This window comes from uncultured Ilumatobacter sp., from assembly GCF_963980585.1.
In the GTDB taxonomy this organism is placed as follows: domain Bacteria; phylum Actinomycetota; class Acidimicrobiia; order Acidimicrobiales; family Ilumatobacteraceae; genus Ilumatobacter_A.
The window spans coordinates 83319-110100 of record NZ_CAXCAM010000004.1; the positions used below are offsets into that span (position 1 = coordinate 83319).

Annotated in this window: 23 protein-coding genes and 1 tRNA gene; 8 read left to right on the forward strand and 16 right to left on the reverse strand. The window is 63.9% G+C overall.

Annotation, left to right across the window (positions count from 1 at the left end; genetic code table 11):
- Nucleotides 1-78 precede the first annotated feature (78 nt).
- The 5 genes from ACH2DW_RS02505 to ACH2DW_RS02525 all read left to right on the forward strand — a co-directional run bounded on the left by ACH2DW_RS02505 (nucleotide 79) and on the right by ACH2DW_RS02525 (nucleotide 4889).
- Nucleotides 79-1071, forward strand: a complete 993-nt coding sequence (locus ACH2DW_RS02505; protein ID WP_394928134.1) for a F0F1 ATP synthase subunit gamma — start codon at nucleotides 79-81, stop codon at nucleotides 1069-1071.
- A gap of 91 nt (nucleotides 1072-1162) precedes the next feature.
- The gene (atpD, locus tag ACH2DW_RS02510; RefSeq protein WP_394928135.1) at nucleotides 1163-2593 is read left to right on the forward strand and encodes a F0F1 ATP synthase subunit beta; all 1431 of its coding nucleotides are present in this window, start codon (nucleotides 1163-1165) and stop codon (nucleotides 2591-2593) included.
- Between the two features lie 70 nt (nucleotides 2594-2663).
- Nucleotides 2664-3083 carry an ATP synthase F1 subunit epsilon gene (gene atpC, locus ACH2DW_RS02515; RefSeq protein WP_394928136.1) on the forward strand — a complete coding sequence of 140 codons (420 nt, stop codon included), beginning with the start codon at nucleotides 2664-2666 and terminating at the stop codon, nucleotides 3081-3083.
- Nucleotides 3084-3266: 183 nt separating this feature from the next.
- Nucleotides 3267-4028 carry an aquaporin Z gene (aqpZ, locus tag ACH2DW_RS02520; protein WP_394928137.1) on the forward strand — a complete coding sequence of 254 codons (762 nt, stop codon included), beginning with the start codon at nucleotides 3267-3269 and terminating at the stop codon, nucleotides 4026-4028.
- Nucleotides 4029-4106: 78 nt separating this feature from the next.
- A complete protein-coding gene (locus ACH2DW_RS02525) occupies nucleotides 4107-4889 on the forward strand; it encodes an SDR family NAD(P)-dependent oxidoreductase (protein ID WP_394928138.1) in 783 nt (260 codons plus the stop codon).
- 34 nt (nucleotides 4890-4923) lie between these two features.
- On the opposite strand, the gene ACH2DW_RS02530 is transcribed toward ACH2DW_RS02525, so the two are convergent.
- The 6 genes from ACH2DW_RS02530 to ACH2DW_RS02555 form a co-directional block, all read right to left on the reverse strand.
- Entirely contained in the window at nucleotides 4924-6420 is a 1497-nt protein-coding gene (locus ACH2DW_RS02530; RefSeq protein WP_394928139.1) for a pyridoxal phosphate-dependent decarboxylase family protein, read from the reverse strand.
- 6 nt (nucleotides 6421-6426) lie between these two features.
- The gene (locus tag ACH2DW_RS02535) at nucleotides 6427-7581 is read right to left on the reverse strand and encodes a L,D-transpeptidase (RefSeq protein ID WP_394928140.1); all 1155 of its coding nucleotides are present in this window, start codon (nucleotides 7579-7581) and stop codon (nucleotides 6427-6429) included.
- A gap of 113 nt (nucleotides 7582-7694) precedes the next feature.
- Nucleotides 7695-8609: a hypothetical protein gene (locus ACH2DW_RS02540; RefSeq protein ID WP_394928141.1), complete on the reverse strand. Its 915-nt coding sequence runs from the start codon at nucleotides 8607-8609 to the stop codon at nucleotides 7695-7697.
- Between the two features lie 43 nt (nucleotides 8610-8652).
- The gene (locus tag ACH2DW_RS02545; protein WP_394928142.1) at nucleotides 8653-9120 is read right to left on the reverse strand and encodes a hypothetical protein; all 468 of its coding nucleotides are present in this window, start codon (nucleotides 9118-9120) and stop codon (nucleotides 8653-8655) included.
- Between the two features lie 48 nt (nucleotides 9121-9168).
- Complete coding sequence (gene eno / locus ACH2DW_RS02550; RefSeq protein WP_394928143.1) at nucleotides 9169-10449, reverse strand: phosphopyruvate hydratase; 1281 nt, start codon at nucleotides 10447-10449, stop codon at nucleotides 9169-9171.
- A 98-nt stretch (nucleotides 10450-10547) separates the two neighbouring features.
- Nucleotides 10548-11834, reverse strand: coding sequence for a DUF4032 domain-containing protein (locus tag ACH2DW_RS02555; protein WP_394928144.1), 1287 nt, complete (start codon nucleotides 11832-11834; stop codon nucleotides 10548-10550).
- A 167-nt stretch (nucleotides 11835-12001) separates the two neighbouring features.
- On the opposite strand from ACH2DW_RS02555, the gene ACH2DW_RS02560 reads away from it, so the two are divergent.
- Both ACH2DW_RS02560 and ACH2DW_RS02565 read left to right on the forward strand, forming a co-directional pair.
- Nucleotides 12002-14083, forward strand: a complete 2082-nt coding sequence (locus tag ACH2DW_RS02560; protein WP_394928145.1) for a hypothetical protein — start codon at nucleotides 12002-12004, stop codon at nucleotides 14081-14083.
- Between the two features lie 29 nt (nucleotides 14084-14112).
- Entirely contained in the window at nucleotides 14113-15159 is a 1047-nt protein-coding gene (locus ACH2DW_RS02565) for a hypothetical protein (protein WP_394928146.1), read from the forward strand.
- A 52-nt stretch (nucleotides 15160-15211) separates the two neighbouring features.
- Here the strand turns inward: ACH2DW_RS02565 and mazG are convergent, their stop codons facing one another.
- From mazG to ACH2DW_RS02605, 8 genes are all read right to left on the reverse strand, one after another.
- Complete coding sequence (mazG, locus tag ACH2DW_RS02570; protein WP_394928147.1) at nucleotides 15212-16708, reverse strand: nucleoside triphosphate pyrophosphohydrolase; 1497 nt, start codon at nucleotides 16706-16708, stop codon at nucleotides 15212-15214.
- Between the two features lie 14 nt (nucleotides 16709-16722).
- A complete protein-coding gene (locus ACH2DW_RS02575; RefSeq protein WP_394928148.1) occupies nucleotides 16723-17445 on the reverse strand; it encodes a hypothetical protein in 723 nt (240 codons plus the stop codon).
- A gap of 70 nt (nucleotides 17446-17515) precedes the next feature.
- Entirely contained in the window at nucleotides 17516-21043 is a 3528-nt protein-coding gene (gene mfd, locus ACH2DW_RS02580; RefSeq protein ID WP_394928149.1) for a transcription-repair coupling factor, read from the reverse strand.
- Nucleotides 21040-21657, reverse strand: a complete 618-nt coding sequence (pth, locus tag ACH2DW_RS02585; RefSeq protein WP_394928169.1) for an aminoacyl-tRNA hydrolase — start codon at nucleotides 21655-21657, stop codon at nucleotides 21040-21042. Before pth ends, mfd begins: the two co-directional genes overlap by 4 nt.
- A gap of 68 nt (nucleotides 21658-21725) precedes the next feature.
- Nucleotides 21726-22382 carry a 50S ribosomal protein L25 gene (locus ACH2DW_RS02590; RefSeq protein WP_394928150.1) on the reverse strand — a complete coding sequence of 219 codons (657 nt, stop codon included), beginning with the start codon at nucleotides 22380-22382 and terminating at the stop codon, nucleotides 21726-21728.
- Between the two features lie 348 nt (nucleotides 22383-22730).
- Complete coding sequence (locus ACH2DW_RS02595) at nucleotides 22731-23720, reverse strand: ribose-phosphate diphosphokinase (protein WP_394928151.1); 990 nt, start codon at nucleotides 23718-23720, stop codon at nucleotides 22731-22733.
- A 42-nt stretch (nucleotides 23721-23762) separates the two neighbouring features.
- Complete coding sequence (locus ACH2DW_RS02600) at nucleotides 23763-24848, reverse strand: bifunctional N-acetylglucosamine-1-phosphate uridyltransferase/glucosamine-1-phosphate acetyltransferase (RefSeq protein WP_394928152.1); 1086 nt, start codon at nucleotides 24846-24848, stop codon at nucleotides 23763-23765.
- Nucleotides 24848-24921, reverse strand: a tRNA-Gln gene (locus ACH2DW_RS02605). Before ACH2DW_RS02605 ends, ACH2DW_RS02600 begins: the two co-directional genes overlap by 1 nt.
- Before the next feature lie 129 nt (nucleotides 24922-25050).
- On the opposite strand from ACH2DW_RS02605, the gene ACH2DW_RS02610 reads away from it, so the two are divergent.
- Nucleotides 25051-25143 (forward strand): 30S ribosomal protein bS22, encoded by a 93-nt coding sequence (locus ACH2DW_RS02610; protein ID WP_015442868.1) that lies wholly within the window; start codon nucleotides 25051-25053, stop codon nucleotides 25141-25143.
- A 25-nt stretch (nucleotides 25144-25168) separates the two neighbouring features.
- Here the strand turns inward: ACH2DW_RS02610 and ACH2DW_RS02615 are convergent, their stop codons facing one another.
- Nucleotides 25169-25957 carry a 4-(cytidine 5'-diphospho)-2-C-methyl-D-erythritol kinase gene (locus tag ACH2DW_RS02615; protein ID WP_394928153.1) on the reverse strand — a complete coding sequence of 263 codons (789 nt, stop codon included), beginning with the start codon at nucleotides 25955-25957 and terminating at the stop codon, nucleotides 25169-25171.
- On the reverse strand, nucleotides 25950-26777 hold the full coding sequence (rsmA, locus tag ACH2DW_RS02620; protein WP_394928154.1) for a 16S rRNA (adenine(1518)-N(6)/adenine(1519)-N(6))-dimethyltransferase RsmA: 828 nt from the start codon (nucleotides 26775-26777) through the stop codon (nucleotides 25950-25952). Before rsmA ends, ACH2DW_RS02615 begins: the two co-directional genes overlap by 8 nt.
- Nucleotides 26778-26782 lie beyond the last annotated feature (5 nt).

Consider the following 26782-nt stretch of genomic DNA (forward strand, 5'->3'; position numbering starts at 1 on the left):
AAGAGCCAGCGATGAAGCTGCCACCTTTGGCGACCAGATTTGGTCGCAGCAGCGTGGTCTGAGCCGGAGGAATTCATAATGGCAGGTGGAACAGAACGGATCTTGCGTGGCCGCATTAAGGCAATGCAGTCCACGAAGAAGATCACGCGCGCCATGGAGCTGATTGCTGGCTCGCGCATCGTGAAGGCTCAGCAGCGAGTGCAGGCCGCCGTCCCGTATTCCGAGCAGATCACCGAGGTGGTCAAGGATCTCGCAGCTGCCGGAGCATCGAACGATGTGCCGATGCTTGCTGGTCGTGACGAGGTCAAGACCACCTGCTACGTGGCGATCACCGCCGATCGTGGTCTGTGCGGCGGGTACAACGCCGGCGTGCAACGTGCAACCGAAGGTGAAGTCAAGGCCGATGTGCTCGCCGGCAAGGACTACACCATTGTCCCAGTCGGTAAAAAGGCCGAGGGCTACTTCCGCTTCCGGGACTACCAGCTGAGCCAGTCCTTCATGGGCTTCAGCGATCAGCCGAGCTACGAAGATGCCCGCCGTATTGGCGAATACGTTGTGGACCTGTTTGTCACAGGCAAGGTCGACAAGGTCGAGCTTGTCTACACCCGCTTCATCACCGCTGGTAACCAGGAAGTCGTGTTGCGTCCACTCGTTCCGCTGTCGGCCGATACGGTCGCCGGCGGCGATGGCAAGGCCGGCAGCTCTGACGGTTCGGGCGGCGACTACGAATTCGAACCCGACCCGACTGAGATTCTCGATTCGTTGCTGCCGCGCTATGTCGAAGCTCGCATCTATGCCGCGCTGCTCAACGCTGCGGCATCCGAGCATGCCTTCCGTCAGCGGGCGATGAAGTCCGCGACCGACAACGCCGAAGAACTGATCGGCAGCCTCAGCATCGTGATGAACCGTGCACGTCAGGCCTCGATCACCTCCGAGATCATGGAGATCGTCGGCGGCGCAGCAGCGCTTGACGGCGGCGATGCCACCCAGGGCTACGTCGACATGGGCGACGACTACTTCGGTCGGCGACTTGACGAAGCCGAAAAAGCCTCGAGCGGTTCGACCGCCTAGGTCCTTCCCTCACGAAAATTCCGACGACCAGATCTGATCGATCCATTCATTGGATCGCTGTGAAGACCACACACCAGGAGAAACCAAAGTCATGACCATGACAGAGAATGAACTGCAAGACGGCCGGGTCGTCGCCATCGCTGGCCCCGTCATCGACGTCGAGTTCCCGCGCGGCGCGTTGCCCGAGCTGAACTCGGCCATCGAGTTCACGATCACCCTTGAAGGTGAAGAGACCACGGTCCTTGCCGAGGTTGCACAGCAGCTCGGTGACGGTCGCGTGCGTGCGATCTGCATGAAGCCGACTGACGGTCTGGTGCGTGGCGCCCCGGTGCGCAACACCGGCCACGGTATTCAGGTGCCGGTCGGTGACAAGGTGCTCGGCAACGTCTGGAACGTGTGGGGCGAAGCACTCGACACACAGCCCGAGGGCATCGACGAAGTCGAGCGCTGGGACATTCACCGTCCCGCTCCGACCTTCGATTCGCTCGAGCCGTCCGCTCGTATGTTCGAAACGGGCATCAAGGTCGTCGACCTGCTCACCCCGTACGTCGCCGGCGGCAAGATCGGCCTGTTCGGCGGCGCTGGCGTGGGCAAGACCGTGCTCATCACCGAGATGATCAACCGTGTGGCCTCGCAGCACGGTGGTGTGTCTGTGTTCGCCGGTGTGGGCGAGCGGACCCGTGAAGGAACCGACCTCCGCCTTGAGATGATGGAGTCGGGTGTCTATGAGAAGGCCGCCCTGGTCTTCGGTCAGATGGACGAGCCGCCGGGCGTGCGCCTGCGTGTCGCCCTGTCGGCGCTGACGATGGCGGAGTACTTCCGCGACGTCGCTGGCCAGGACGTGCTGTTGTTCGTTGACAACATCTTCCGCTTTGTGCAGGCCGGTTCAGAAGTGTCGACCCTCCTCGGTCGTATGCCCTCGGCAGTGGGTTACCAGCCCACACTGGCCGACGAGATGGGCCAGCTGCAGGAACGCATCACCTCCACAAAGGGTCGCTCGATCACGTCGCTGCAGGCCGTGTACGTGCCTGCCGATGACTACACGGACCCGGCGCCGTTCACCACCTTCACCCACCTTGATGCCACGACCGAGCTCAGCCGTACCGTTGCCTCGCTCGGCATCTACCCGGCAGTGGATCCGCTGTCGTCGACGTCGACCATCCTGAGCCCCGAGGTCGTCGGTGACCACCACTACGGAGTGGCCCGGCGTGTGCAGGAGACTCTCCAGCGCTACAAGGAACTGCAGGACATCATCGCCATCCTTGGTCTGGATGAGCTGTCCGAAGAGGACCGACTCACAGTGTCTCGTGCCCGCAAGGTCGAGCGCTTCCTGTCCCAGCCGTTCTTCGTCGCGAAGGTCTTCACCGGCCTTGAAGGCGAGTACGTGCCGGTCGCCGAAACGGTTGAGTCCTTTGAAGCCATCATCGATGGTGGCCTCGACGATCTGCCCGAGCAAGCGTTCCTCAACGTCGGCAACATCGACCAGGTGCAGGCCAAGGCCAAGCAGCTCTCGGAGAGCTGATCAAACACATGTTGTTCGAGCACGCCGGCAGCAACCTGTTGTCGAACCACCCTGTGGAAGGAGCCTGATCATGGCTGATCCCATCATCGTCGAAGTCGTTTCACCGGAGAAGGTGCTCTACTCGGGCGAAGCCGACATGGTCATCACGCGTACTGCGGGCGGAGGCGAGATCGCTTTCCAGGCAGGCCACGCTGCGTTCCTCGGTGTTCTCGTCGAGAACCACACGCGGGTCTTTCAGACCGACGGCAAGGTGCAAGACATTGCCGTTCACCGTGGCTTCGTCGAAGTCAGTGGCAACCCCACGAAGATCTCGCTGCTGTCTGACACCGCGGAACTGGCGGGCGATATCGACGTCGACCGCGCCAAGGCTTCACTCGAGCGCCACCAGCAAACGCTGCGCGCCGAGACCGTCGCCGACGCGATCGCCGACGCTGTTGCCGGTAAGGCCCGCGCCCAGGCGCGCCTCACCGCCACCGGCTTCACGGCGTAGCCGCACTTCGCCAGCAGGCGGTTGAGGGGAACCTCGTCGCGTGAGCTGGTTCACGAGCGCGAGTCAGTGGATTCTTCCCGGATGCTGACGCCCTGAGGCGGCTCCGATCAGCGTTCGCACTTCCTTGATGCTTTATCGTCGTCGGCGGCAGTCGAGCCTCGATTGCGTCGAAGGAGCAGAACAATGGAATTCAAGGTCAAGCCGCTGGTTGCGGAACTCGTGGGAACCTTCTGGCTGGTACTCGGTGGCTGCGGCGCTGCAGTACTCGCCGCCGACTTCGGAGTCGGCGGAAACGGAACCAGCCTCGGTATTGGCTTCGTCGGCGTCAGCCTCGCGTTCGGTCTCACCGTGCTGACCGGGGCATACGCGCTTGGGCACATCTCGGGTGGGCACTTCAATCCGGCCGTGACGTTGGGCATGGTCGTTGCCGGGCGTTTTGATCCGAAGCACGCAGCCGGGTACGTCGGCGCACAGGTCATCGGGGGCATCATCGGTGCCGCTGTCCTGTTGGGCATTGCCAACGGTCAAGCAGGCTTCGAGATCGGAGAGGGCGCTGGTGTTTTCGCCTCGAACGGGTACGGCGAGTTCTCGCCTGGCGGGTACAGCCTCGCCGCAGCTTTGATCGCGGAGATCGTGTTGACCGCGGTCTTCCTGGTGGTCATCCTTGGCGCAACTGCGAAGAAGGCGGCCCCAGCAATGGGTGGTCTGGCCATTGGCCTCGCGCTCACCCTGATTCACCTCATCTCCATCCCGGTCACGAACACCAGTGTCAACCCTGCTCGGTCGACGTCGCAGGCGCTTTTTGCCGGCAGTGACCAGCTCGGACAACTGTGGCTGTTCTGGGTGGCGCCGCTCATCGGTGCGGCCATCGGCGCGGGACTGCACCGCTACGTGCTCGGCGACAACGAAGACGTCGTCATCGGACACGACCCGTCGGCAGCCTGAGCGCAGAATCGGCTGCGCTACAGCGCCATCGACGCGGACCATGCCGACAAGGCGGGTCCGCGTCGGTACGGTGAACGGATGCCTTCCTTCCCGTTCACGACCGCACTCGTCACCGGCGCGTCTTCTGGCATTGGCGCCGAGATGGCGCGGCAACTCGGGCGGGCCGGGGTACCGACGGTGCTCGTGGCTCGACGGGGCGACAAGCTCCGGGAGATCGCCGAGCAGTTCGACGGGTTCAGCGTGCTGGAAGCTGATCTGGGAACGGCAGCTGGCCAAGACGCCGTGATGGAGGCGGTCGGCAACACTGAGGACCCGATCGACCTGGTCGTGAACAACGCCGGATTCGGAACCAGTGGTCAGTTTGCCGAGCTTGACGCGGACCGGCTTGGCGATGAGGTCGAACTCAACGTGAAGGCGCTGACTCGAATCAGCAACGCAGCTGCTCGGGCAATGGCGGCCAGGGGTTCGGGATACCTGTTGAACGTGTCGAGCGTGGCGAGCTTTCAGGCTGCGCCTGGCCTGGCGGTGTATGCCGCGACGAAGGCCTATGTCACGAGCCTCACCGAGGCGTTGCACGAGGAACTGCGCGGGACCGGTGTCCACGTCACCGCATTGTGCCCGGGCTTGACGAAGACCGAATTCCAGGAACACAGCAACACGACCGAGTACGAAGCAACGTTTCCTGATTTTGCCTGGACCTCAGCGGAGTCCGTGGCAGCGGCGGGGCTCGACGGCGTTGCCAAGAACAAGACGATTGTCGTGCCCGGAGCGCTCTATAAGGGTCTCGTCGTCACGAGCGACATCACGCCTCGGGCCTTCGCTCGTCGCCTGAGTGGGCTGGCCTCGTCGATCCGTCGCTGATGTGCGTGGCTGCAGCGGTGGAGTCTGAGCTCGATCAGATTTCGTTGCCGTACTGATCGATCGCATCCAGGAGGGCATCGATGTCGGTGGTCTGCAGCGTCGTCGACATGCAGATCATGCGGAACGTGTTCATGCCATGGACGGGTTGAAAGCCGATCATGCCGGTGCCTTCGGCTTGCATTCGGGCTTTGATCTGTGGCGGCAGGTGGTGCAGCTGTGTGCGGACTTGGTCATCGAGATCTGCTGGGTGAAGAGCGGCGAGTGGCCGCAGTTCAGGTGGGACCCAGGCAAACACGACGTTGGTGAACGAGCCGGACACGATCGAAACGAATGCGCCGTCGCTGGCCGCGATTCGTTGGCGGGTGTAGTCGGCGATTGCCATTGCGTGGTCGATGCGTGCGGCGAACCCGGCGTCACCGTGAGCCTTCCACGCCACCCACAGCTTGAGCACGTCGATGCGCCGTGCACACTGGAACGTTCGGTCACCTGAGTCGAATTCAGCGAACTGTTTGTCTGGCTGGAAGAGATAGTCGGCTCCGCCGGCGAAGCACGCCGCGAGTTGCTCGGGTCGCTTGATCAGGAGTGCGGTGCACTGCTGGGTCATGCCCATCATCTTGTGGAGGTTCCACACGAAGGAGTCAGATCGCTCGACGCCTGCGAGTCGGTGTGCCTGGCCGCTGGAAAAGAGGGCGGAGCCGCCGTAGCAGCCGTCGACGTGGAACCACATGCCATGTGCCTCGCAGATGTCGGCGATGGCATGCAAGTCATCGAATGCCGACGTCACCGTCGTGCCCGCTGTGCCGATGACAGCGAGCGGAACGGCGCCGTGACGACGGGCGGTCTCAACGGCAACGGAGAGCGCCGTGGGGTCAATGCGGCCCTCGTGGTCGGTCGCCACCTTCGTGACCTGGTCGCTGCCGATGCCGAGCAACGCGGCCGACTTCGTGGCGGCATAGTGCCCGGACGCGGAGACAAAGATGGCCAGACGGTCGCCATTGCTCCCGCGTTGGGCGATGTCGGGCTGATGTCGGTGCCGAGCGAGCTGCAGCGCGAACAGGGTGCCGATACTTCCGCCGGGGCAAAACATGCCGGGTGGCAGGGATGGCATGGGGTTCGAGTCGGCGTCGACGTATCCCGCAAGTCGACCGAGTTTGTGGAGCACGGCGCTCTCCATCAGCGTGAAGACCGGTGCGACTTCAAAGGTCGCGCCCGTTGTATTGAGCGCAGCGCCGAGCCAGTCGCCGGCGACCGCGATGGGGTCGGGTCCGGCAAAATTCTGATTGACGAATCGCGGGTGACTGGTGTGCATCGAGTGGGTGATCACCAGATCGATCGCCGCCAGGACGTCGGCGTTGTCTTCCGCAGGAGCATCGTCAGCGAATGCCAGGCCGACCGCCGATTCGAATGTGTCGATCAGCTCCGAGGGTGACGCGAAACTGATGACTGGGTCGGCGTCACGTGGTGGGTTGAGGACGTAGTTGGTGGCGCGATCCGCGATTCCATCGACGAGGTGTCTGGTGGCTTGGTGCATTGGGAGTCAGCCCTGGTATTCGCCTTGAACGTTGACCGTGACGGCAATCTGCTTCTCGCTCCAGATCGGTACCTGGGCCTCGCCGAGGTTCAGCCAATTGACGAGTGCATCCTGGTGTTCAACGCGGAGACGGGCGCAGCCTTTGCTCTGGGGCGATGTCGGTACGTTGTTGGCTCCGTGAATGGCCTGCCCGCCGTCGAAGTAGAGCGGCCGGTACATGTTGCCGTTCAGCGGGTTGTCGATGGCAACCGGGAAGTCGGTGCTGTTGTGCCACCCGCCGCTTGCGACCGCCGGGTCGAACCGGAACGCGCTCGAACGCTCTTGCAGCCGAGTTTCGTACCCTTCGGAACCGGTGGAGGTCGGGAACACGTAGGCAAGCTCTCCACCGCCGGAGCCAGCGAACATGATCTGGCAAGTTCGGTCGATGAGGATCCAGCGAGTTGATGCGGTGGCCGAGGTCTGTGGCACGAGCAGCTCGGTTGCCTCGAGCAGCATCTTCTCTTCAGCGCTGCCCGCTGCCATGTCAGCCGTACTTGCGGGAAGCCCGAGCGAGAGTCGGAGGGCGCAGAGTCGCTGTCGTGTGACGGGTCCGGACACGCCGTCGATGAGCAGAGCTGGTGTGCCGAACCCTTCGAAGAGCTTGTTCAGCTTGAGCTGCTGCAGTTCGACGTTCTGCCTGACCGCGGCGCTGACGATCTCGGCATCCGGATCGGTGCGCTGCTCGCCGGTGAGGTCATTGAGTCCGTTGCCGACGCACACGTCGAGTGCCTGGCCGGCATCGAGGTCGGCTGTTGGCAGGTCGTTTTCGGCGCGGAGCGCGACCACGTTGACGGTCTCGTCATCGAACTGGTCGGCGATCAGACGCAACGAGTCAAATGGTTCGACCTCGACGACACACGCCGGGTCGTAGTACTCGGGTGGCGGCTCGGTGGTGGTGGTGGTCGGTGCCAGGGTGGTCGTTGTCGTGGCGATGGTCGTTGTGATTTCTGAGACCGCAGGATGCGTCGACGGCGGGCCCGTGTCCGGGGTTGCGGTCGTGTCAGCTGCTCCATCGGTCTGGCGTTCGCGGGCGACTTCGGTGCCGCTGTCGACGGATGCGCTGCACGCGCTGCCGGCAAGTGCGAGGCATACCAGCGCGATCGTGAGTCGTTGCGTCCGCATGAGTTTCCACGGTAACGATCCCCAACCGTTCTGTTCCGTCATCAGGGGTGGAGCGCGAGAAAGTTTCGCAGCGACGGCGATGCGCCATGTTGCTGTTGTGCGGCGGGCGAGGGTCAGCCGGCGGCGCGCTTGAATGGGTCGGGCGGGAACGATCCGGCCTCGACGCAGCTGGTGGACCATGTCTGCAGCGGGTCGATGATGGCATCGAGGTCACCGATGGCGTCGATGAGTGGCTGATCGAGTGCATCGGTGCGCGCCTCGATCTCGCGGCGGTAGTCGAGGCCGACATCGGTCAATGCATGGTCCTGATCAGCAGCATGGATCAATCCGGCGGTGCGGAGGTCGTCGGCGGCATCGGCGATCTGTTCGGCTGACCAGGCACGGCTTGCGCTGTACGAACCGAGCGGCATGCCGACGAAGAGTTCGGTGAGCACGTTCATCTTGATCGGGTCGAGTCCTTCCGACAGGCACACCGCGATGTGACCGTCGCCCCGATGCTCGCGGGCGAGTTCGCAGCTCCGCCACAGGACACCGATCGGACTGCTCGGCCAGGGCTGATCGCGCAGGCCGGAGAAGAGTGGACGGCCCATGCCGCTGATTGAGCCGACGGCGGTCTGGAGCATGGCCGCGACGCCCGAAACATCGGCGTCTCCCAACGTTTCGGTCAAGCTCTCGATGGTGCTTTCGGCCCGCGCGGCCAACATGACATCGCGGGCGACCGTGGAGCGGCCACGTTCGTACGCGCCGGTAATCATGTCGGGCTGGAACACGGCGAACGAAGCGACCACGACGCCGGCTGCGGGTTCGCCGAGCGACGCAGCGCGACCCCAGACGTAGCTCGTGATGAAGTCCAGGCCCAGTCCGGCGAGCCGTTCGTTTGTTCTTTTCGACCAGATCGAGTGCATCGCAATCGGTTCGATCGCGTCGCGCAGACGGCGCGCAGCAGATGCGTCGACGGTCGGCGCCGGTACGGGGAGCGGTGTAGGCAGCGGGTGTGCGAACGAAGCAACGGCGTCGGCGTAGTCCATCACCCGAACTTAGGTCGAAGTGCGGGGCGAACTGCCAGCAGGCTCAGGTGCGCAGGGCGACGAGGTATTGCCCGCCGCCTTCTTGAATGTCACTCGACAGTGTGAGCCCCGGTTCGAGGCGGCTGATTCGGTCGATCAGCCAGGCCGCTGTGTCGTCGGCGTCCTGTGGACTCGGGCAGCGGCAGAAAATTTCGCGTCCACCCTTGTTCGCAAGCCGATCGACGGTTTGAACGATCGGGACCGGGTCGATCACAAACAGATCAGCGTTCCAGGGGACGACGGCCTCGACGTTGCCCTTGCCGGTGTTGCATCCACGGTGCGCAAGCCGTTCGGGCAGGTCGGCCGAGCCGCTCGACTTCCCCTTGCCCTTTTTCTTGGCTTTTCGGTCGGTCATTCGGGCGTCGACGCTGGGGCCGCGATCGTCGTTGACCGACATCGTGGCATCGACAGGTTCATCGCAGATCCAGCAGCGCCAACTGTCTTGCTCACCGATGTCTTCGAACCTTGCCATGGCGAGTGAGGGTATGCGGTCACGCTGTGCATGGCACAACGTGGCGGTTCAGCGCAGAGGCGCCAGGGCGCTCTTGCCGCGGTACGCGGCAGCTTCGCCGAGTTGTGCTTCGATGCGGAGCAGCTGGTTGTACTTCGCGACTCGATCCGAGCGGCAGGGTGCGCCGGTCTTGATCTGGCCGCAGTTGGTGGCGACGGCGAGGTCGGCGATTGTTGCGTCTTCGGTTTCGCCCGACCGGTGGCTCATCACCGAGGTGTAGCCGTGGCGAGTGGCAAGGCCGACGGTATTGAGCGTCTCGGTGAGCGAACCGATCTGGTTGACCTTGATCAGGATCGAGTTGGCCACGTCGGAGTCGATGCCGCGTTGCAAGCGAATCGAGTTGGTGACGAAGAGGTCGTCGCCGACGAGTTGGGTCTTGTGACCGACCGAGGCGGTGAGCTTGGCCCAACCGTCCCAATCGTTTTCGTCCATGGCGTCTTCGAGCGAGACGATCGGGTACTTGTCGACCATTTCGGTCCAGTAGCCGGCCATCTCGTCGGGGGAGAGGACCTTGCCCTCGTGGGTGAGGTGGTAGGCGCCGTCTTCGAAGATCTCCGACACGGCCGGATCGAGTGCGATCGAGATGTCCTCGCCGGGCGTGAAGCCAGCCTTCTCGATGGCTTCCAGCAGGGTGGTGATCGCTTCTTCGTTGGACGACAGGTTGGGGGCGAACCCGCCTTCGTCGCCGACTGCGGTCGACAGACCGCGATCGTGGAGCACCTGCTTGAGCACGTGATATGTCTCGGTGCCCCACCGCAGGGCTTCGGAGAAGCTCGGCGCGCCGACGGGCATCACCATGAATTCCTGGAAGTCGATCGAGTTGTCGGCGTGGCTGCCACCGTTGATGACGTTCATCATGGGCACCGGCAGGACGTGTGCGTTCGGGCCGCCGACGTAGGCGTAGAGCGGCATGTTGAGCTCGATTGCTGCGGCCTTGGCCACGGCGAGGCTGGTGCCGAGAATGGCGTTGGCGCCGAATCGGGCTTTGTTGTCGGTCCCATCGAGGTCGAGCATGACCTGGTCGATGATCCGTTGGTCGAGCGCGTCGAATCCGTCGAGTGCATCAGCGATTTCGGTGTTGACGAAGCCGACCGCGTTGGAGACACCCTTGCCCATGTAGCGGTCTCCTCCGTCGCGCAGCTCGACGGCTTCGTGTTCGCCGGTCGAGGCGCCGGACGGGACCGCAGCGCGACCGATTGCACCCGAGTCGAGTTCGACTTCGACTTCGACTGTCGGGTTGCCCCGTGAATCAAGGATCTCGCGGCCGACGATGTTCTGAATTTCACTCATACTTCTGCCAAGCGTAGAGCGCTGGGACGAGTGGTGCTGGCCCTGTTGGGAAGTGTTCGATCGCTGGTGCCCGGGGGAGAGGAGAGGCGGTTTGGGGTTCAGGCGTCGTCGAGCAGGCTGATGCTCTGCTGCTCTGCGCTGGCCTCAACGTCGGTGACGCTCACGATTTCGTCGGGCGCGTCGACGAGGACGTCGGGGATGTAGGAGTCGAGTGCAGCTTGGAGTGACACGTCGGCGCCGCGCTGCTCTGACAGGAACCAGCGGTGCTCGAGGAGCTGGTGATACAACTCGGCTGGCTCGAGCTTGGCGAACATGGATGGGGGAACGCTGGCGATCAGTGGCTCGAACTGCTGGTCGAGCCAGCGCACGGCCACGACGTTCTCCGGAAGTGATCGCAGCGCAACACCGGTGCTGGCCATTTCGACTGCGCGGCGATGATGGAGTTCCGCTCCAAACGCGCGGATGTCGCCGAGGAGGCGGCGAGCCTGGTTTTCGGTCGTCTCAAGCCCAGTCAGATTCTTGAGGCGTTGGCTGTGGTAGCCGTGTTCGACGACACGCGGAATGTAACGCATCTGACCCTCGGTCGGGTTGCCGACGATGTCCATCTCTTCGACATCGAACCCCAGGTCGTGCAAGCGCTCGAGTCGCTGCTCGATCCGGAATGTCTCACCGATCGCGAAGTTGGCGGGGGCGGTGAGTTCGTTCCAGAGATTTGAGTAGCGCTCCTCAAGGAGCTGTGTCGTTTCCCACGGGTCGATGTCGGCAGCGAGGCGGCCACCGGCCTGGAGGTCGAGCAGTCCGCCGGCGAAGTTTTCGGTGGCGATCTGGAGGTCGAACGTGCGTTGACCGTCGCTCAGCGTGTCGTAGTGTTCGCCCGTTTCGATATCGATCACGTAGGCCGACAGGGCTCCAGCGTCGCGTCGAAACAGTGTGTTGGAGAGCGAGCAATCTCCCCAGAAGTAGCCAGCGAGGTGGAGGCGTACGAGCAGGCCGGCCATGGCATCGAGGACGCGTTCGCCGAGGTACGGGATGGTGAGGCCTCGACCGGACAGCAGCGTGCGGTACGGAATGGAGTAGTCGAGGTGGCGAGTGATCAGCATGCCGTCGACGTTGTCGGCCTTGCCGGTGACGGCAGCGACGACTTCGGCGGTGGGGAGGCCGTCGTCTTCCAGCTGATGCAGGAGTCGGTATTCCCGCTCGACCAGATGGTTGGGAAGCTCTTTGATGACGTAGCTGACATCGCCGAGTTCGATCAAGCGCACGACATGGCGATGGAGTCCGAGCACGCCGTGCATGCGCGGCAATGACCAGTCGGTGAGTCGTTCGGTGAAGGGCAGGCCGCTGATCAATGGGTGGTCTGACGGACTGGCGAGTTGGAGCCGCACCTGTCGAGTCTGCCCGCTGGGTGGCCATGCCGCGTGTCTCGAATCAGAGTCTGGAAAGAAATTCTCAAGGTCATCGGGTGCGGTGCCGATGATCGGTCATGGAACCGACTGATTCGCGCCTGCAGGAATCAGAGCCTCAGAACAATGGAGAGTCTGTCGTCTTCGACATGGTTCCCCTCGAAGGAAGCGACGTTCTGACCCAGCCGTCACCGAGCGGGCTCCCCCTCGATGTTGTTCCCGTCGTCGAGCCGTCGGCGGGGTTGCCGTTGACATCGCCCGCTGTTCACCCGTCGGTCGGCCCGGTCTCCCAGCTCGAAGCAGCACTCGGCAATGCTGCTGCACGGACAGTGCAGGCTCCCCCCGCTGCTGCTCCGGTCGCTCCAGCCGCGGCACCCACGCCTGCTGCAGCACCCGCCGCGCTGCCTGTTCGCCCGCTCGCGCCGCCGAGTCCCATCACTCCATTCGCGAGCATTCCGATCGCGGTGCCGACCATTGATCCGTTGCCCGCGCCGATGGCCAGGGTTGCTCCCACGGCCGGGGTTACTCCGACGATGGCGCAGCCAGCGCAGCCTCAGATTCGCGTCAATCTGCCGGCCGATGCTGCTCTGAGCCTTCCCGGGCAGCCACGACCAGCTGGCGAGCGAGGCACGACGTCAGTCTCGGCTGCTCCGGTCGGAACGGAACTCCCCACTCGTTTGCCGATGCTGCCGTTGCGCATGCTCGCAGTCGGTGGCACAGCCGGCGCGATGCTGCTGTTTGCCTGGCAGTCAGCACGCGTGATGACCGCGCAGGATCGCCTCGCATCTTTGTCGATGCTGGCGATGCTCCTCGCGACGATCGCCGCAGCAAGCGTGGTTGTGTGGACATGGGTGGTGACCGAGAATGCTCGACGCCTCGTTGACCCAGCGCGCACTCAGGAACTCCCTGATCCGAGCTACGCGGCCATGACCTGGTTGGTTCCACTGGCTTTCGTTGCAGGCGCAGCCGCTGCGGTGACGTACCTCTCCGATCGGCTCAACACGCCGTCCGAAGGAACTGAGTCGTCCTTGCCGTTGATGCTTGCTCTCGGCGCCATCGTGCTGACGCTTCCGCTGATGTACTCCCCGGTCACCTACATGAGCGGGGTCGTGCGCAAGGTCGGAGGCCGAGGAATTCGATTCGCCGAATGGATTTCGGTGCCTGTCGTGCTCTCGGCCGTTGGCGTCGCGATGATTGCCGGCCTCCGTGTCGGTGGAGCGTTTGGTGACGATGTTGAGGGGCTCGCCCCGGCCTGGGTGATCGGTGTGGCAGCAATCGTGCCGGCCGTCGTGGTCGTGGCGCTCGGCTGGCGCGCAGCTGCCGCTGTCGAAGCAGATGTCGAGCGTGCCTTCGATCGTCGGCTTGGTGTGCCGACGGCGGTGTCGAAGCGGAGGAGCCGTTCCCTCTCGCTGACCGCCGGCGGCGGACCGAACCATAAGGCACTGCGTCAGCACGGCTACATCAATCAACTGCCCGGCACGCATGTCCTCGGTGTCGCGATCACTGCCGTTCTCGCGGGCCTCAGCCTGCTCAGTCTCATCGGTGCGTTCGTAGTGTTCTTGTTCTGGCAAGAGACACAGGACGGGGTTCTCCTGCCAGCACAAAGTGACCGGGCATGGGACGTCGTATCGCTGCTCCATATGTTCGAGCGCAACGTTGCGTTCGGCTTGCTCGTGCTCGCGATGATCTGGTCGTTCCTGGCCATCACCAATATCCGTCTTGCCTCGATGCGCCGACGCAATCCCATCCTGGCCGCCGCGGCGTGGCCGATCGCTGCGGTCGGTGTGTCGATCGCCGGGGCCAGCTTGGTTGCCGACGGTTCGGTTGGCGAGGTGATCTTGGGGTTCGCAATCCAGGCGTTCTTCTTGGCCATCCCCGTCTTCCTGCTCTACCGCGGTGCCGGCTCGATCGGGGCGCGACGCCAACTGCTTCGTATCTTGTGGGCGATCGGTGTGGTGCTGCTGGTCCAGGTGCAGGGTCTCGGCGGTCTGTCAACTGCTGATGCATCAGTGGAGTCAACCCAGGTCGCTCGGCTCGCCGGATACCTGGCAATCGGCGCCATGTTGCAGCTCCTCGCGATGTTCGCCGCCGCCGGTGCCATGCGTGCACTGACCGACGCGACCACTCACGTGGCGATGCGCCACAATTCGCTTGTCGCTGAGGGTCGCCAGACCGAGGCGTCGCGATCTGCGATGTCGTCAGCGCCTCAGATGGGCTCACCTGAGATCTGAGGAGCGGGTGCCTCATGAATGATCCGAACATGTCTGAAGCAGAGCCGTCGGCGTTCACGCCTCCGTTTGACCAGTTGCCTGTCGATCAGCAGCCGCTCCCGCCGCGCCTGAGTGGTGGCGCAAACGTCGCCGTCTCGCCCGGACCGCCCCTCATTCCGCCACTTCAGACGACGTCGCCGATCGACTTCGTTGATGCTGCACCTCGCCCCGCTGCCACTGCTGCAGCCATTGCCCCGTTGACGTTGTCGGCCGCATCGCAGACGAGCGGCGATCCGTCGGACTTCTTGCCGCTCCGGTCGGACCCGCCGCCCGCGCTGGTCCCCACCTGGTGGCTCCGCTCGGCTGTGGTTGTCTCGCTCTGCGTCGCAATGGGCGCCACGCTCTGGACTGAGTACCAGGGTGCGCTGGGTGATGGCGCACTCTCAACGGCGGTATCGGCTGCCCATGGCCTCGCCGGTGTGCCGCTTCTCCTGTGGAGTTTCTTGGCGATGGGGAATGCGGGGCGAATCGTTCCCGCATCGCGGTACCAAAGGCGCTCGAGTGGCTCGATGGCGGTTGCGCTGTGGCTGTTGGCTGCGGCCGCTCCGTTCGGAGCGATCGCTGTGGCGCGTTGGCTCGATGAACGGCTGAACGACTCCGAGGACCTTGCTGCGGTGACGATCTTGGTCGCGACGGTGTTCGCTGGTCTTGGGCTGCTCTGGCTGCCGTTCGGATACCACTCGCGGCAGGCATCTCGTGTTGGTGCGCCCCACCGGGTCATGCTCCGATGGTTCTTCGCCCCCTTGCTGTCCGGTATCGGCGGTCTCGTCGTGGTGTCGGTCTGGCTCGGTGGTCTGCTCGCCGAGGATGGACTCGAGACGTCTGAGCGACTCCTGCAAACCGGTGTCGTGTATGCCGTGCCGATGTCGGTGTTTGTGTTCTCGACCTGGCGAGCGATCACCGTCTTCGATGAGGTGATCGACCTGCGGTGGCGTCGCTGGCGGGCCGAGTGGGAGCAAACGCTCGGTGACCTGGCTGCACTGCCCGTCCCGGGTCCAGAGGATTCCCCCGAAATCGACAACGTCCACGACGCCTAGGTTTTCGATACGAACCGGTCTGTTGCGCTCGGGTTGAACACGGCCAGCGTGGTCAGTTCGGCGGGTTGCTCACGATGAGTTTCGCTTCGTCCCAGAGCCCATCGAGGATCTCGAGATTGCTCGTGCGCAAGTCAATCGACCGTTGCGCAGCCAACTGCTCGACCGATTCGAAACGTGACCGGAACTTGTCGCTGGCTGCGCGGAGTGCCAGCTCAGCGTCAATGCCGAGGTGTCGCGCCACGTTGACAACGGCGAACAACAAGTCACCGAGCTCATCGGTTGCAGCATCGTTGTCGCCCTGCCCGACTGCTTCGCTCAGTTCACCGGTCTCTTCGACGATCTTCGGAAATGCTCCGTCGACGTTGGGCCAGTCGAAGCCGACCTTTGAGGCCTTGCGTCCAACTTTTTGGGCATACGCCAGCGACGGCAGTGATCGTGGGATTCCGTCGAACACCGACGTGCGGTTCTTCTCGACGCGTTTGATCTCGTCCCAGTTGCTGAGCACGGTGTCGGTGTCGCCCGCATTGGCCATGTCGCCGTCCTTGGGCCCGAAGACGTGCGGGTGGCGGCGAACGAGCTTGTCGTGCACGCCCTGCGTGACGTCGGCGATCGTGAATCGACCTTGTTGTTCAGCAATCGTTGCGTGGAACTCGATCTGAAACAGCAGGTCGCCGAGTTCCTCGATGAGGTCGTCGTCGGTTGCAGGGTTGTCGGGGTCGAGAGCATGGAGTGCGTCGACGACCTCGTAGGTCTCTTCGAGCAAGAAGGGGATCAGGGTCTCGTGGGTCTGTTCGATGTCCCACGGACACTGCTCGCGCAGCGTCCGGGTCAGTTCGTGGAAGCGCACGTATTCCTGCCCGACGGGCGCTGCGAGCTGCGGGATGTAGATCGAGGTGAGGTGATTGGCCTCGATGGTCTGGTCGAGTTCGGCCCACGTCGTGTGGACGATCTGTTCGTCGTCGGTCCCAAGCGCGTGCAAGATCACGACCGGGTCGGCGCCGTCGGCACCTTCGACCGCCAGCTTGATGTCGCTCAGTACCCAGTTGGCATGAGTGTGGGCGACGAGGAGGGGGCCGCGTTCGCCGGCCGCAGCGGTTGCGAACTCGTGGCCGTCGACGAGCCGGACGCTTGCCTCGACCGGATCGATGCCAAGCCGGGCCCACGCGACATCGAGAAACGACATCGCCGGAAGGATGTCGACTTCGATGCCCTCATCGTCCGATGCGCGTTCCTGTAGGTAGCGCACTGTGCGTTCAAGTATCAGCGGTGAACCGGGGACGGCGTAGAGGATCTCGCCGTGTTCGCGCGCGGCCTCGATCAAGCGATTGGTGATCTCGACGTAGACGTCGTCGAAGGAATCAGCGGTCTCGTAGAGGTCGTCGTGTGCGGTGGCGTCGGGAACAAGATGAGCCGAGGGATGCACCGAGGTGCGCAGATGCCTGTGGGGGATGCGGTCGATGGCGACGCGTGCCTCATCGGTGATGTGCTGTGTGCTGCCCGGACCGAGACCGACAACAACGATGCGGGCCGCGGTGTGGGGTGAGGGCATCAGCGATGTCCGGCTCAGACGAGCGGAATGACTGTGGCGGTGGCGTTGTCGTAGGTGCCGATTTGCGGATCGACGTAGACGTCGAGGCCGAGGGAGTCGGCGCCGAGTGCTCCGGCAACGATGGGCGTGTCGTCGGGGCCGAGTTCGTTGTATGGAATGAACCGGCTGACCACGTAGAGGTCTCCGTCCGGCGCGGCGTCGGGAATGATGGCGGTGGCATACGGCTCATTCGCATTGAGCATGGTGATGGAGTCGGCGAGTGGGTCGTCGACGCCGAGCGGCAGTTGGGTGATGGTTAAGCACCCAATTCGACCGTCTGACTGAGCGAGCTGGTCATTCACATTGAATGAGGCGAAGAGGTCGGCAAAGTCAGCGCCACTCTTAAGCTCGGCGATGACTGCCTCTGCATCGGCGGGGGTGGACATCCCGACGGCCTCGACACAGATACTCCCGCTTTCGAAGACTCCGTTGGCATAGGCGGCAGCGGCGAGAGTGGGATCCGATGCCTCACTCACGCGTTCGGCGATCCAGCCGCTGACTTGGCTACGGGCGATATCGGCGCTGGCAAGCTGTTCATCGGTCGCGCCGAGTTCTTGTAACTCGGTGATGAGTTCGTCGCGGCTGTACTCCGCGTCGTCGACTCGCGCCGCAAGATCGTTGTCGGAGAACGTGGTGCAGCCAGCGGTGAGGGTGGTAGCAGCAAGAACAAGCAGGGTGATCGGAGAGCGGCGCTTCACCACCCGAACGATACAAGGACGACTTGGTGCCAGGCACCAAGTCGTCCTCTTTCAGCGATGATGCCGTCGATCAGGACGACTTGGTGCCTGGCACCAAGTCGTCCTGATCGGGGGCTTCGACGAGATCGCGCAAGAACTTCACGAGGAAGGTGGCGGCATCAGCCTTCGTGCCGTCGGGATTCCGGCGGGGGATCGGCACGACCAGTTGGCCAAGGTCTTCTTTGAACTTGGCGCCCTTCGACAGGCGTCGCAGCCGCATTGACTCGCTCATCTTGAGTTCGAGCGGGCTGAGCTTGGCATCAGTCGCCGAGATCTGAATGTCGCGCAGACCGAGCCGGTGACACTCGGCGCGCAGGTAGCCGACCTGCAGCAGGGCTTCGGCTGGCTCGGGGAGTGGGCCGTAGCGATCTTCCCATTCGGTGCGAATGTCGTCGACCTGTGCGTCGGTCTCGACGCCGGCCAGCCGGCGGTAGGCCTCGAGCCGCAGCTCTTCCTTGGTGACGTAGTCCGGCGGGAGGAACGAGTCGGTCGGCACGTCGAGTTTGATCTCGGCGGGGGCGTTCTTGGGCGGCTCGCCTTTCATTTCACTGACCGCTTCGGTGACCATTTGGCAATAGAGGTCGTAGCCGACCGCCGCGATGTGCCCGGACTGCGACTCGCCGAGCAGGCTGCCCGCTCCGCGGATCTCGAGGTCGCGCATCGCGATCTTGAAGCCGGACCCGAGTTCGGTCGACTCGCCGATGGTCCGGAGGCGCTCGTAGGCCTCCTCGGTCAGCACCTTGTCGCGCGGATGGAACAGGTAGGCGTATGCACGCTGTCCTGATCGGCCGACCCGGCCGCGCAGCTGGTGCATCTGGCCAAGGCCAAGCAGGTCCGAGCGTTCGACGACGAGCGTGTTGACCGAGGGCATGTCGATGCCCGACTCGATAATTGTCGTGCAGACGAGCACGTCGTATTGGCCGTCCCAGAAGTCTTGGACGACGGTCTCGAGTGTTGCTTCGTCCATCTGCCCGTGCGCGACGGCGATGCGGGCCTCGGGGACGAGCTGGCGGAGCCGCGCCGCGGCAGTGTCGATGGAACGGACCCGGTTGTGGACCCAGAAGACCTGCCCCTCCCGCAAGAGTTCGCGGCGAATCGCCTCGATCGCCACGCGTTCGTCGTACTCGCCGACGAACGTCAGAATCGGTTGGCGTTCCGCCGGTGGTGTCTGGAGCAGCGACAGGTCGCGGATGCCGACGAGGCTCATTTCGAGGGTGCGTGGAATCGGGGTGGCGGTGAGGGTGAGGACGTCGACGTTTGTCTTCATCTTCTTCATTTTCTCTTTGTGCTGCACTCCGAACCGCTGCTCTTCATCGACGACGAGCAGACCGAGGTCCTTGAAGTTGATGTCCGCGGCGAGCAGGCGATGGGTTCCGATGACGCAGTCGATCTCACCCGACTTGACCTCGGTGATGACTTTCTTGGCCTGGCTGGCGGTGAGGAATCGGGACAGCACCTCGACTCGAATGGGATAGCCCGCGAACCGGTCGGCGAAGGTGTTGCCGTGCTGGGTTGCGAGCAGCGTGGTCGGTGCGAGGACGGCGACCTGTTTGCCATCTTGGATGGCTTTGAACGCAGCGCGGATCGAGATTTCGGTCTTGCCGAAGCCGACGTCGCCGCAGACGAGGCGGTCCATGGGGAACTCGCGTTCCATGTCGCCTTTGATGTCATCGATCGCCTTGCGTTGATCCGGTGTCTCGACGAACGGGAAGGCATCTTCCATCTCGGCCTGCCACGGCGTGTCTTGCGCGAAGGAGTGACCCTGAGCGGTGACACGCTGCTGGTAGAGCAGCACCAGTTCCTGCGCGATCTGGCGGACCTCGGACTTGACGCGACTCTTGGCCTTCGCGAATTCCGACCCACCGAGTTTGTGGAGGGCAGGTGCCTCACCGCCGACGTATTGGCGCAATGAGTCGATCTGATCTGACGGGACATACAGCTTGTCGCCGCCCTTGTACCCAATGAGCAGATAGTCGCGTTCGACACCGCCGATGGCCCGTTTGACCATGCCTTCGTACTTGCCCACGCCGTGCTGGTGGTGCACGACGTAGCTGCCGGTCTTGAGGTCTTCGAACGTTGATGCCGCATCGCGCTTGGGTTGGCGGCGCGCCTTACGGTGGGCCCGCCGGCGGCCGGTCAGGTCGCTTTCGGCAACGATCGAGATCTTCGCGTTGGGCAACGTCGCGCCTCGGTGCAGGGGCGCCACGACAATGTGTCCGCCGGGACCGAGGCGCAGGACGTCGTCAGGGTCCGCTGGCTGCTTGCGGACGGGGAAGTCAAGACCCTGGTCGAGCAGGAGCGAGTGAAGCCGGTCGGCCGAACCGGAGCCGTCGGCAGCGACCACGACGCGGTAGCCGTTGCTGATCAGCTGGGTCAGACGATCCGTGAGACCCGACCCGTCGCCGCCCACAGGGCCCCAGCCCGACGCTTCGACGACCGGTGTGTCGGGAGAGTCTGGCGTGGAGTCGAGTGACCAGAAGCTCGCTGTGTCGCTGGACAGCAACGTTTCAGGATCGGCGTGCAGCCGCGGGAACGACTTGTCCGGGTCGCGTGCCCAGGTTCCGGCGAGCGTGCGAGCGAGGTCGTCTTCTTCGGCGATGAGGTCTTTGGCTCGATCGAGCATGCGCCGGGGCTCAACGAGGAGCACCTTCGCGTCGGCCGGCAAGACGTCGGTGAGGAGACGGTCGCTGTCGATCAGCCATGGCAGCCAGCTCTCCATGCCATCGAAGTGGGCTCCTTCGGCCAACCGTTCCCACTGTTCGCGACCCCACGGCTCGCTGGCCACCAGACCGGCAGCTCGTTCGCGCACATCGTCAGTTGGCATGAGCTCGCGGGCTGGAAAGATCGTCGCCTCGGCGAGGTCGTCGGTCGAACGTTGGTCGTTGACCCCGAAGCGTGTGAGTCGGTCGACTTCGTCCCCCCACAGGTCGATTCGGATCGGTGCATTGGCCGTTGACGGGTACACATCGAAGATGGCGCCCCGCCGCGCGAACTCGCCGCGATGTTCGACCAGTTCCTCACGCCGGTAGCCGAACTCGACGAGTTGTCTGGCCAGTGCCTCCGGGTCGATCTCGATACCGGGCCGGACCGCGATCGGCTCGACCGTGGTCGCCCCCGGTCCCAGCTTCTGGAGCAATGAGCGAACTCCGGCGACGATGATCTTCGGCGCTCGGTCCCCACGATGCAGCCGCCACAAGACCTCGAGTCGTTGTCCCATGGTCTCGACGCTTGGGCTCACTCGCTCGAACGGGAGGGTCTCCCAGCCGGGGAACATGACGACGTCGCCGGCAGGTACGAACTGAGCAAGGTCATCGACGAGCTGGCCCGCCATTGTCCCGGTGGGGCATGCCACGACCAGGGGCCGCCGACTCGACAGGTGAGCGAGCGCTGCGATGGAGATCGGACGGGCGACCTCAACGACCGCGAGCCGTGCGCTGGGGTCGCCGAGGGCACGGGTCAGGCCGGGTTCGTCGCGGAGCAGTCCGGGCAGTGATTCGAGTGGGGCGTGGCTGTGCTCGGTGGGAGCCGTGCCAGGTGTACCGGGAAGCGGCGTCGTCATCGCTTGACGTTGTATCGCTGCATTGCGGCATCGACCCCGTCGGACACGATCATTTCCACCGCGTCGGCGGCATCGGCGATCGTGACGTCGAGGAGTTCTCGCTCGCGTTTGGGAACCTTCGACAGTACGTAGTTCTTGCCGGCACCCGATGGAGGTTTGCCGACGCCGATGCGGACGCGGATGAAGTCCTGCGTGTGCAGGTGCTGCTTCATCGAGCGCAGTCCGTTGTGCCCGGCAAGTCCGCCACCGACCTTGACCTTCAGTTCGCCGGGCGAGAGGTCGAGTTCGTCGTGCACCACGATGATTTGCTCAGCGGTGGCGATGCGGAATCGGCGGACAAGTGCCCCGACTGCCTGGCCAGACTGGTTCATGTACGTGATGGGAAACGCGAGGACGACGCGTTCGTCACCGTCGGGCCCGCGGAGACGTGTTTCGGCGAGCAGCGCGTTGTCGCGACCGCCTTTGAGTGTCGAACCCGTGCGTTCGGCGAGCACCTTGATGGCATCTTCGCCGACGTTGTGGCGCGTGCCAACATATTTCGGGCCAGGGTTGCCGAGACCGACGACGAGCCAGTCAAACGGATCACCCTTACCGACGCGTCCAAAGAGGCCCATGTCAGTGTGATCCGTCAGTGCAATCCGGATGAGGACGAGCGGTGAGCCGAGCCGAGTGGCTCGCTCGCTCAATCGGAGTCGTCGCCAGCGGAGTCGCCGGCTGCGTCGCCCTCTTCGCCCTCTTCGGCTGCGGCTTCGGCTGCGGCTTCCTCGGCGTCGAGCACCGGGGTACGCATCGTGAGGACGGTGACGACCGGGAACTCCGGGTCAGCTGCGGCGGTGACGCCTGCGGGCAGCGGGATGTCAGAGACGCGGATGGTGGTGTCCATGTCCATGTCGGAGACATCGATGACCACTTCGTCGGGAATATTGCGCGGTGTCGTGACCACTTCGAGTTCAGTCATCGTGAGGTCGACGAGTCCGCCATCGGCCTCGACGGCCTTGGCTTCGCCCTCGAGGCGCACTGGCACAGCAACGGTGACTTCTTCGTTCAGGTTGACCTGAATGAAGTCGATGTGCTGGACGTTGCGCTTCACCGGGTGGCGCTGGATGTCCTTCACGAGGGTCGGGTACACCTCGCCGTCGACGGTGAGGTCGAGGATGGTGTTGAGGCCAGCGGCGCCCGACAGTGCAACACGGAGGTCGCGACGAACGACGGTCACGCTGACCGGGTCCATGCCGTGTCCGTAGACGACGCCGGGGATGCGATCATCGGCACGCAGACGGCGCGCCGTGGCGCTCCCAGTTGTGCGGCCAGATTCGGCGAGAAGAACAGTCTCAGACATGGTTTTCGGTCCTTGATTCAGGTGGAGATCTCAGGTGACGCCCAGAGTGCGCGTCGGTACAGCAGGCAGCAACGCTATCGCCCGCTTCTCCCATCCCCTCGCGCGCTCACCCACTCCGCTCCACACCCCACCCCCGCTCGAAAAATGTGGCCGCAGCGTCGCTCGCCGCACATTATTCCCGCACATTTCTGGCGAAGCGGCCGATTGACACGAAATGTGTGGGCTCAGCGTCGGTCAGCGACGCTCAACTGTCATTTTTCGGGACACGGGTGCGGTCCGCTGGGGCTGGCGCTCGAGACCTGGCGGCTGGGGCCGGGGGCACCTGGGGCGACAGGGGCAGGGAGGCTGCTACGAGAGGTTTTCGCCGTCGAAGATGTCGCTGACACTGGTGTCGTCGAACACCGCGCCGAGCGCTTCTGCGATCAGCGGCGCAACCGAGAGGATTTCGATGTTCGGGAGCTGCTTCTCGGGAGGGAGCGGCAGCGTGTTGGTCAGGACGACCTTTTCGAGGGGGCTGTTCTTGAGCCGATCGATCGCCGGACCTGACAAGACACCGTGAGTCGCCATGGCCCACACGTTCTTGGCGCCGCGCTTCATCAGCAGCTCGGCGGCAGCCACGATGGTGCCGCCGGTGTCGATCATGTCGTCGGTCAGCACGCATGTGCGCCCTTCGACGTCGCCCATCACCTCGGCGGCCTCAGCCACGTTGGTCGTGCCCTTTGGGCGGCGCTTGTAGATAAAGGCCAGGTCAGCACCGATGTCGCCGAGGTGCTGTGCCATTCGTTCGGCCACTTTGATGCGGCCGGCATCGGGCGACACGATCACCGGTGCGGTCGAGTTCTCCCGGACGTACGCCTCGAGCACGGGCATGGCGGTGAGGTGGTCGACCGGACCGTCGAAGAAGCCCTGGATCTGACCGGAGTGAAGATCGATCGAGATCATTCGCTTGGCACCAGCGGCCTTGAACATGTCAGCGACGAGGCGTGCGGTGATCGGCTCTCGCCCGGCGGCCTTTCGGTCCTGGCGGGCGTAGCCGTAGAACGGGACGACCGCCGTGATGCGCTTGGCCGATGCACGTGAGGCAGCATCGATCATGATCAGGTGTTCCATGATCGAGTCGTTGACCGATCGATTGTCGACGCCGTAGTGGGTCTGCATGATGAACACGTCGGTGCCGCGCACGGACTCACCGAAGCTGCAACGCACTTCGCCGTTGGCGAACTCGACGAGATTGTCGCTGCCGACTTCGATGTCGAGATGCTGGGCCACCTCCTGAGCGAGTGCAGGATGGGTACGACCCGTGTAGAGAGCGAGGCGCTTGGTGGTGACCTTTTCCATGTGGAAGTCCCAGGTGATTGTGTGGTCGGGTGGCGTCGGGAACTACCCGACGGGGGCAGTGTAGAACGCGCCGGTCGTCGCGTTCGAAAGGACCGCGGAACCCGCAGGCAGATGCACATACGGACCAACGACGGCGTCGTTGCCGATCTCGGCGCTGTGGCCGACGCTGTGTTCAACGACGGCGCCGGTGCCGACTGTGCAGTCGGAGAGACGTGTGTCGGGGCCCAGCTCGCAGCCGTCACCAATGACGGTCGATCCTTGCAACATCGTGCCGGGGTACAGCGTGACGTCACGACCGATCGTGACGTTCACATCGATGAACGTCTGGCGGGGGTCGAGCATCGTGACGCCGTTGAGGAGCCAGTGGCGGTTGGTGCGGTTGCGCAGCTCACGTTCGGCGAGCGCAAGCTGCCACCGGTCATTGACGCCTTGCGTCTCGGCAGCATCGGCCTGCACCGCGCCGACACGATGGCCCATGCCGGCCAGAGCAGCGACGACATCGGTGAGGTAGTACTCGCCCTGGGCGTTGTCGGTGGTGAGATTGCGCAGCGCCGGCCCGAGCAAGTCGCGGCGGAAACACAGGATGCCGGTGTTCCACTCTTTGATGTCGAGTTCGTCGGGCGAGGCATCGCGCTGTTCGACGATGCGAGCGACCTGGCCGTCTTTCTTGCGGACGATCCGGCCATATCCGGTCGGGTCGTCGAGCACGCTGGTCAGCAGAGTGCACGCGTTTTGGTTGGCGACATGGGTGGCGACCAGCTCGTCGAGCGTGTCAGCCTCGAGCAGGGGAGTGTCGCCGGGCAGGATGACGATGGTGGCGTCGTCGTCGTAATCGTCGCCGTCGAATGCCGTCATGCCGATGGCTGCTGCATCGCCCGTACCGTTTTGTTCGAGCTGCTCGACGAACGCCACGTTGGCCCAGGCCGGAGCGCGCTCGGTGACCTTCTTCGTGACGGCCTCAGCCTGGTGACCGACCACGACGGCGGTGCGAGTCGGCTGGAGTTTCTCAAGCGCGTGGATCACATGAACCACCATCGCCCGCCCGCAAATGAGGTGGAGGGGCTTCGGGCGACTCGATCGCATGCGAGAGCCTTCCCCAGCAGCGAGGACAATTGCGGAAACACTCATGGTTCCGGGGGGAGGAATCGAACCCCCATTCTCGGCACCAAAAACCGCTGTCTTGCCGTTAGACGACCCCGGAGTGGATCAGCCGACAAGCTACCGGAGTGGGCGGTCCGCACAACCGATTGGGTGCGTTGAGATGTGAGTTGCTCGATGCCCAGCACAGAGTGACCGCTTGCGAGATGGGACCGGTAGCGTGGTCTGCCTTATGGGTTCGTTGATTAAGAAGCGTCGCAAGCGTATGCGGAAGAAGAAGCACAAGAAGATGCTGCGCCGCACGCGCCACCAGCGTCGTAAATAGTTCGTTTCATCCCGCGGTCGGGCGCTCAGTGCGCCTGATTCGTGGCCACATCTGACGGCACCACGTGTGCCACTACAACCGTTGCGCCCTTGTCGACCAAGTCGATGAGGGCGTTGCTGTGTTTGCCCTCGGTGAACCAGGTGGCACCGCTCCCTGCGAGTGTCGGCGCTGTGCCGGTCCGATCAGTGATCGCGTCGCGCCACCATGTCAGCTGTGGTTCGACCGCAAGGGCTGCGGGTTCGAGGTCGTTGGGTCCGTCGACGGTTGGGCCGCCGAGGTCGTCCCATGCTCGGTACGCGGCTGGCGTGCTGACCGCCAGCGGGGGAATGATGAGCGTCACAGCCTGATCGATATGCGGGAGTGGTTCGATCACTTCGCCGATGCCAGTCACTCGGGCTCGGCCCCCAATGAGGCAGAAGCTGATGTCGGCTCCGAGATCTGCGGCTTGTGCGAGCGACTCAGCGTCGACGGGGTAACCGGCCCAATGGAGCGCAGTGGCGGCGTCGGTGGAGCCGCCACCGAGCCCGCCGCCGTGTGGAATGTGTTTGTCGATGTTGACGTGTGCGGAGGTGTTGCCGAGGGCGAGCGCGCGAGCGACGAGGTTCGAGTCATCGGTCGGCACGCCGTTGGAGAACGGTCCTGTCGCCGAGAGTCCCGATCGAGATGGATCAAACGTGAGGACATCGTGCAGATCGAGGCTGACCATCTCAGCGTCGATGAGGTGGAAACCGTCGTCGCGGAGTCCGGTCATCTTCAGTGTCAAGGTCAGTTTGGCGTGTGCGCGCCATGAGCCGGGGGCGCCGATGTCAGCCATGCACAATCGCTGCCAAACGAACCCACGCATCGACGTCGAGTTCTTCGGGTCGGGCGGTGCCGACCACGTCGGCAGCCTCGAATTGTTCGGCCTGGACCACGCCGCTCAGCGACTTGCGCAACATCTTGCGCCGTTGGCCGAATGCGGTCTTCACCAGCGTGAAGAGCTGCTCGGGGTCAGCTGCCGCGAGATGATCCGGCATCGGATCGTGACGGGTGATCTCGACGAGTGCGGACTCGACGTTGGGGCGGGGAACAAACACCGTTGCGGGCACGAGGCCGACGATTCGGGCCGACCCCCAGTAGGCGGCCTTGACGCTGACCGCGCCGTAGCCCTTTGTCCGAACCGGTGCGGCGAAGCGTTCTGCAACCTCGCGCTGCACCATGACCAGAATCCGTTGCACCTGAGGGACCTCGTCGAGGAGATCGCACACGAGTGGCGTTGCCACGTTGTACGGGAGGTTGGCCACGAGGACCCACCGATGATTCGGATCGAGCGTGGAGTTCCAGTCGAGGCGCATGGCGTCGCCTTCGATCACCTCGACGTTTGGTCGGTCTGCGACGATCTCGCGCAAGACGGGCACGACCCCTCGATCGACCTCAAGCGCGGTCACCGCGGCACCGGTGTCGGCCAGGGCCAGTGTGAGTGAGCCGAGCCCGGCGCCGATCTCGACGACCCGGTCGCCGGGCCCGACGCGGGCAAGGTCGGCGATCCGGCGCACGGTGTTCGGGTCGGCAACGAAGTTCTGCCCCAGATCGCGTCTCGGTGCGAGCGAATGCTCCGCGAGGAGATCGTTGATTCTCGGGCGTGAGTGTGTCACAACGC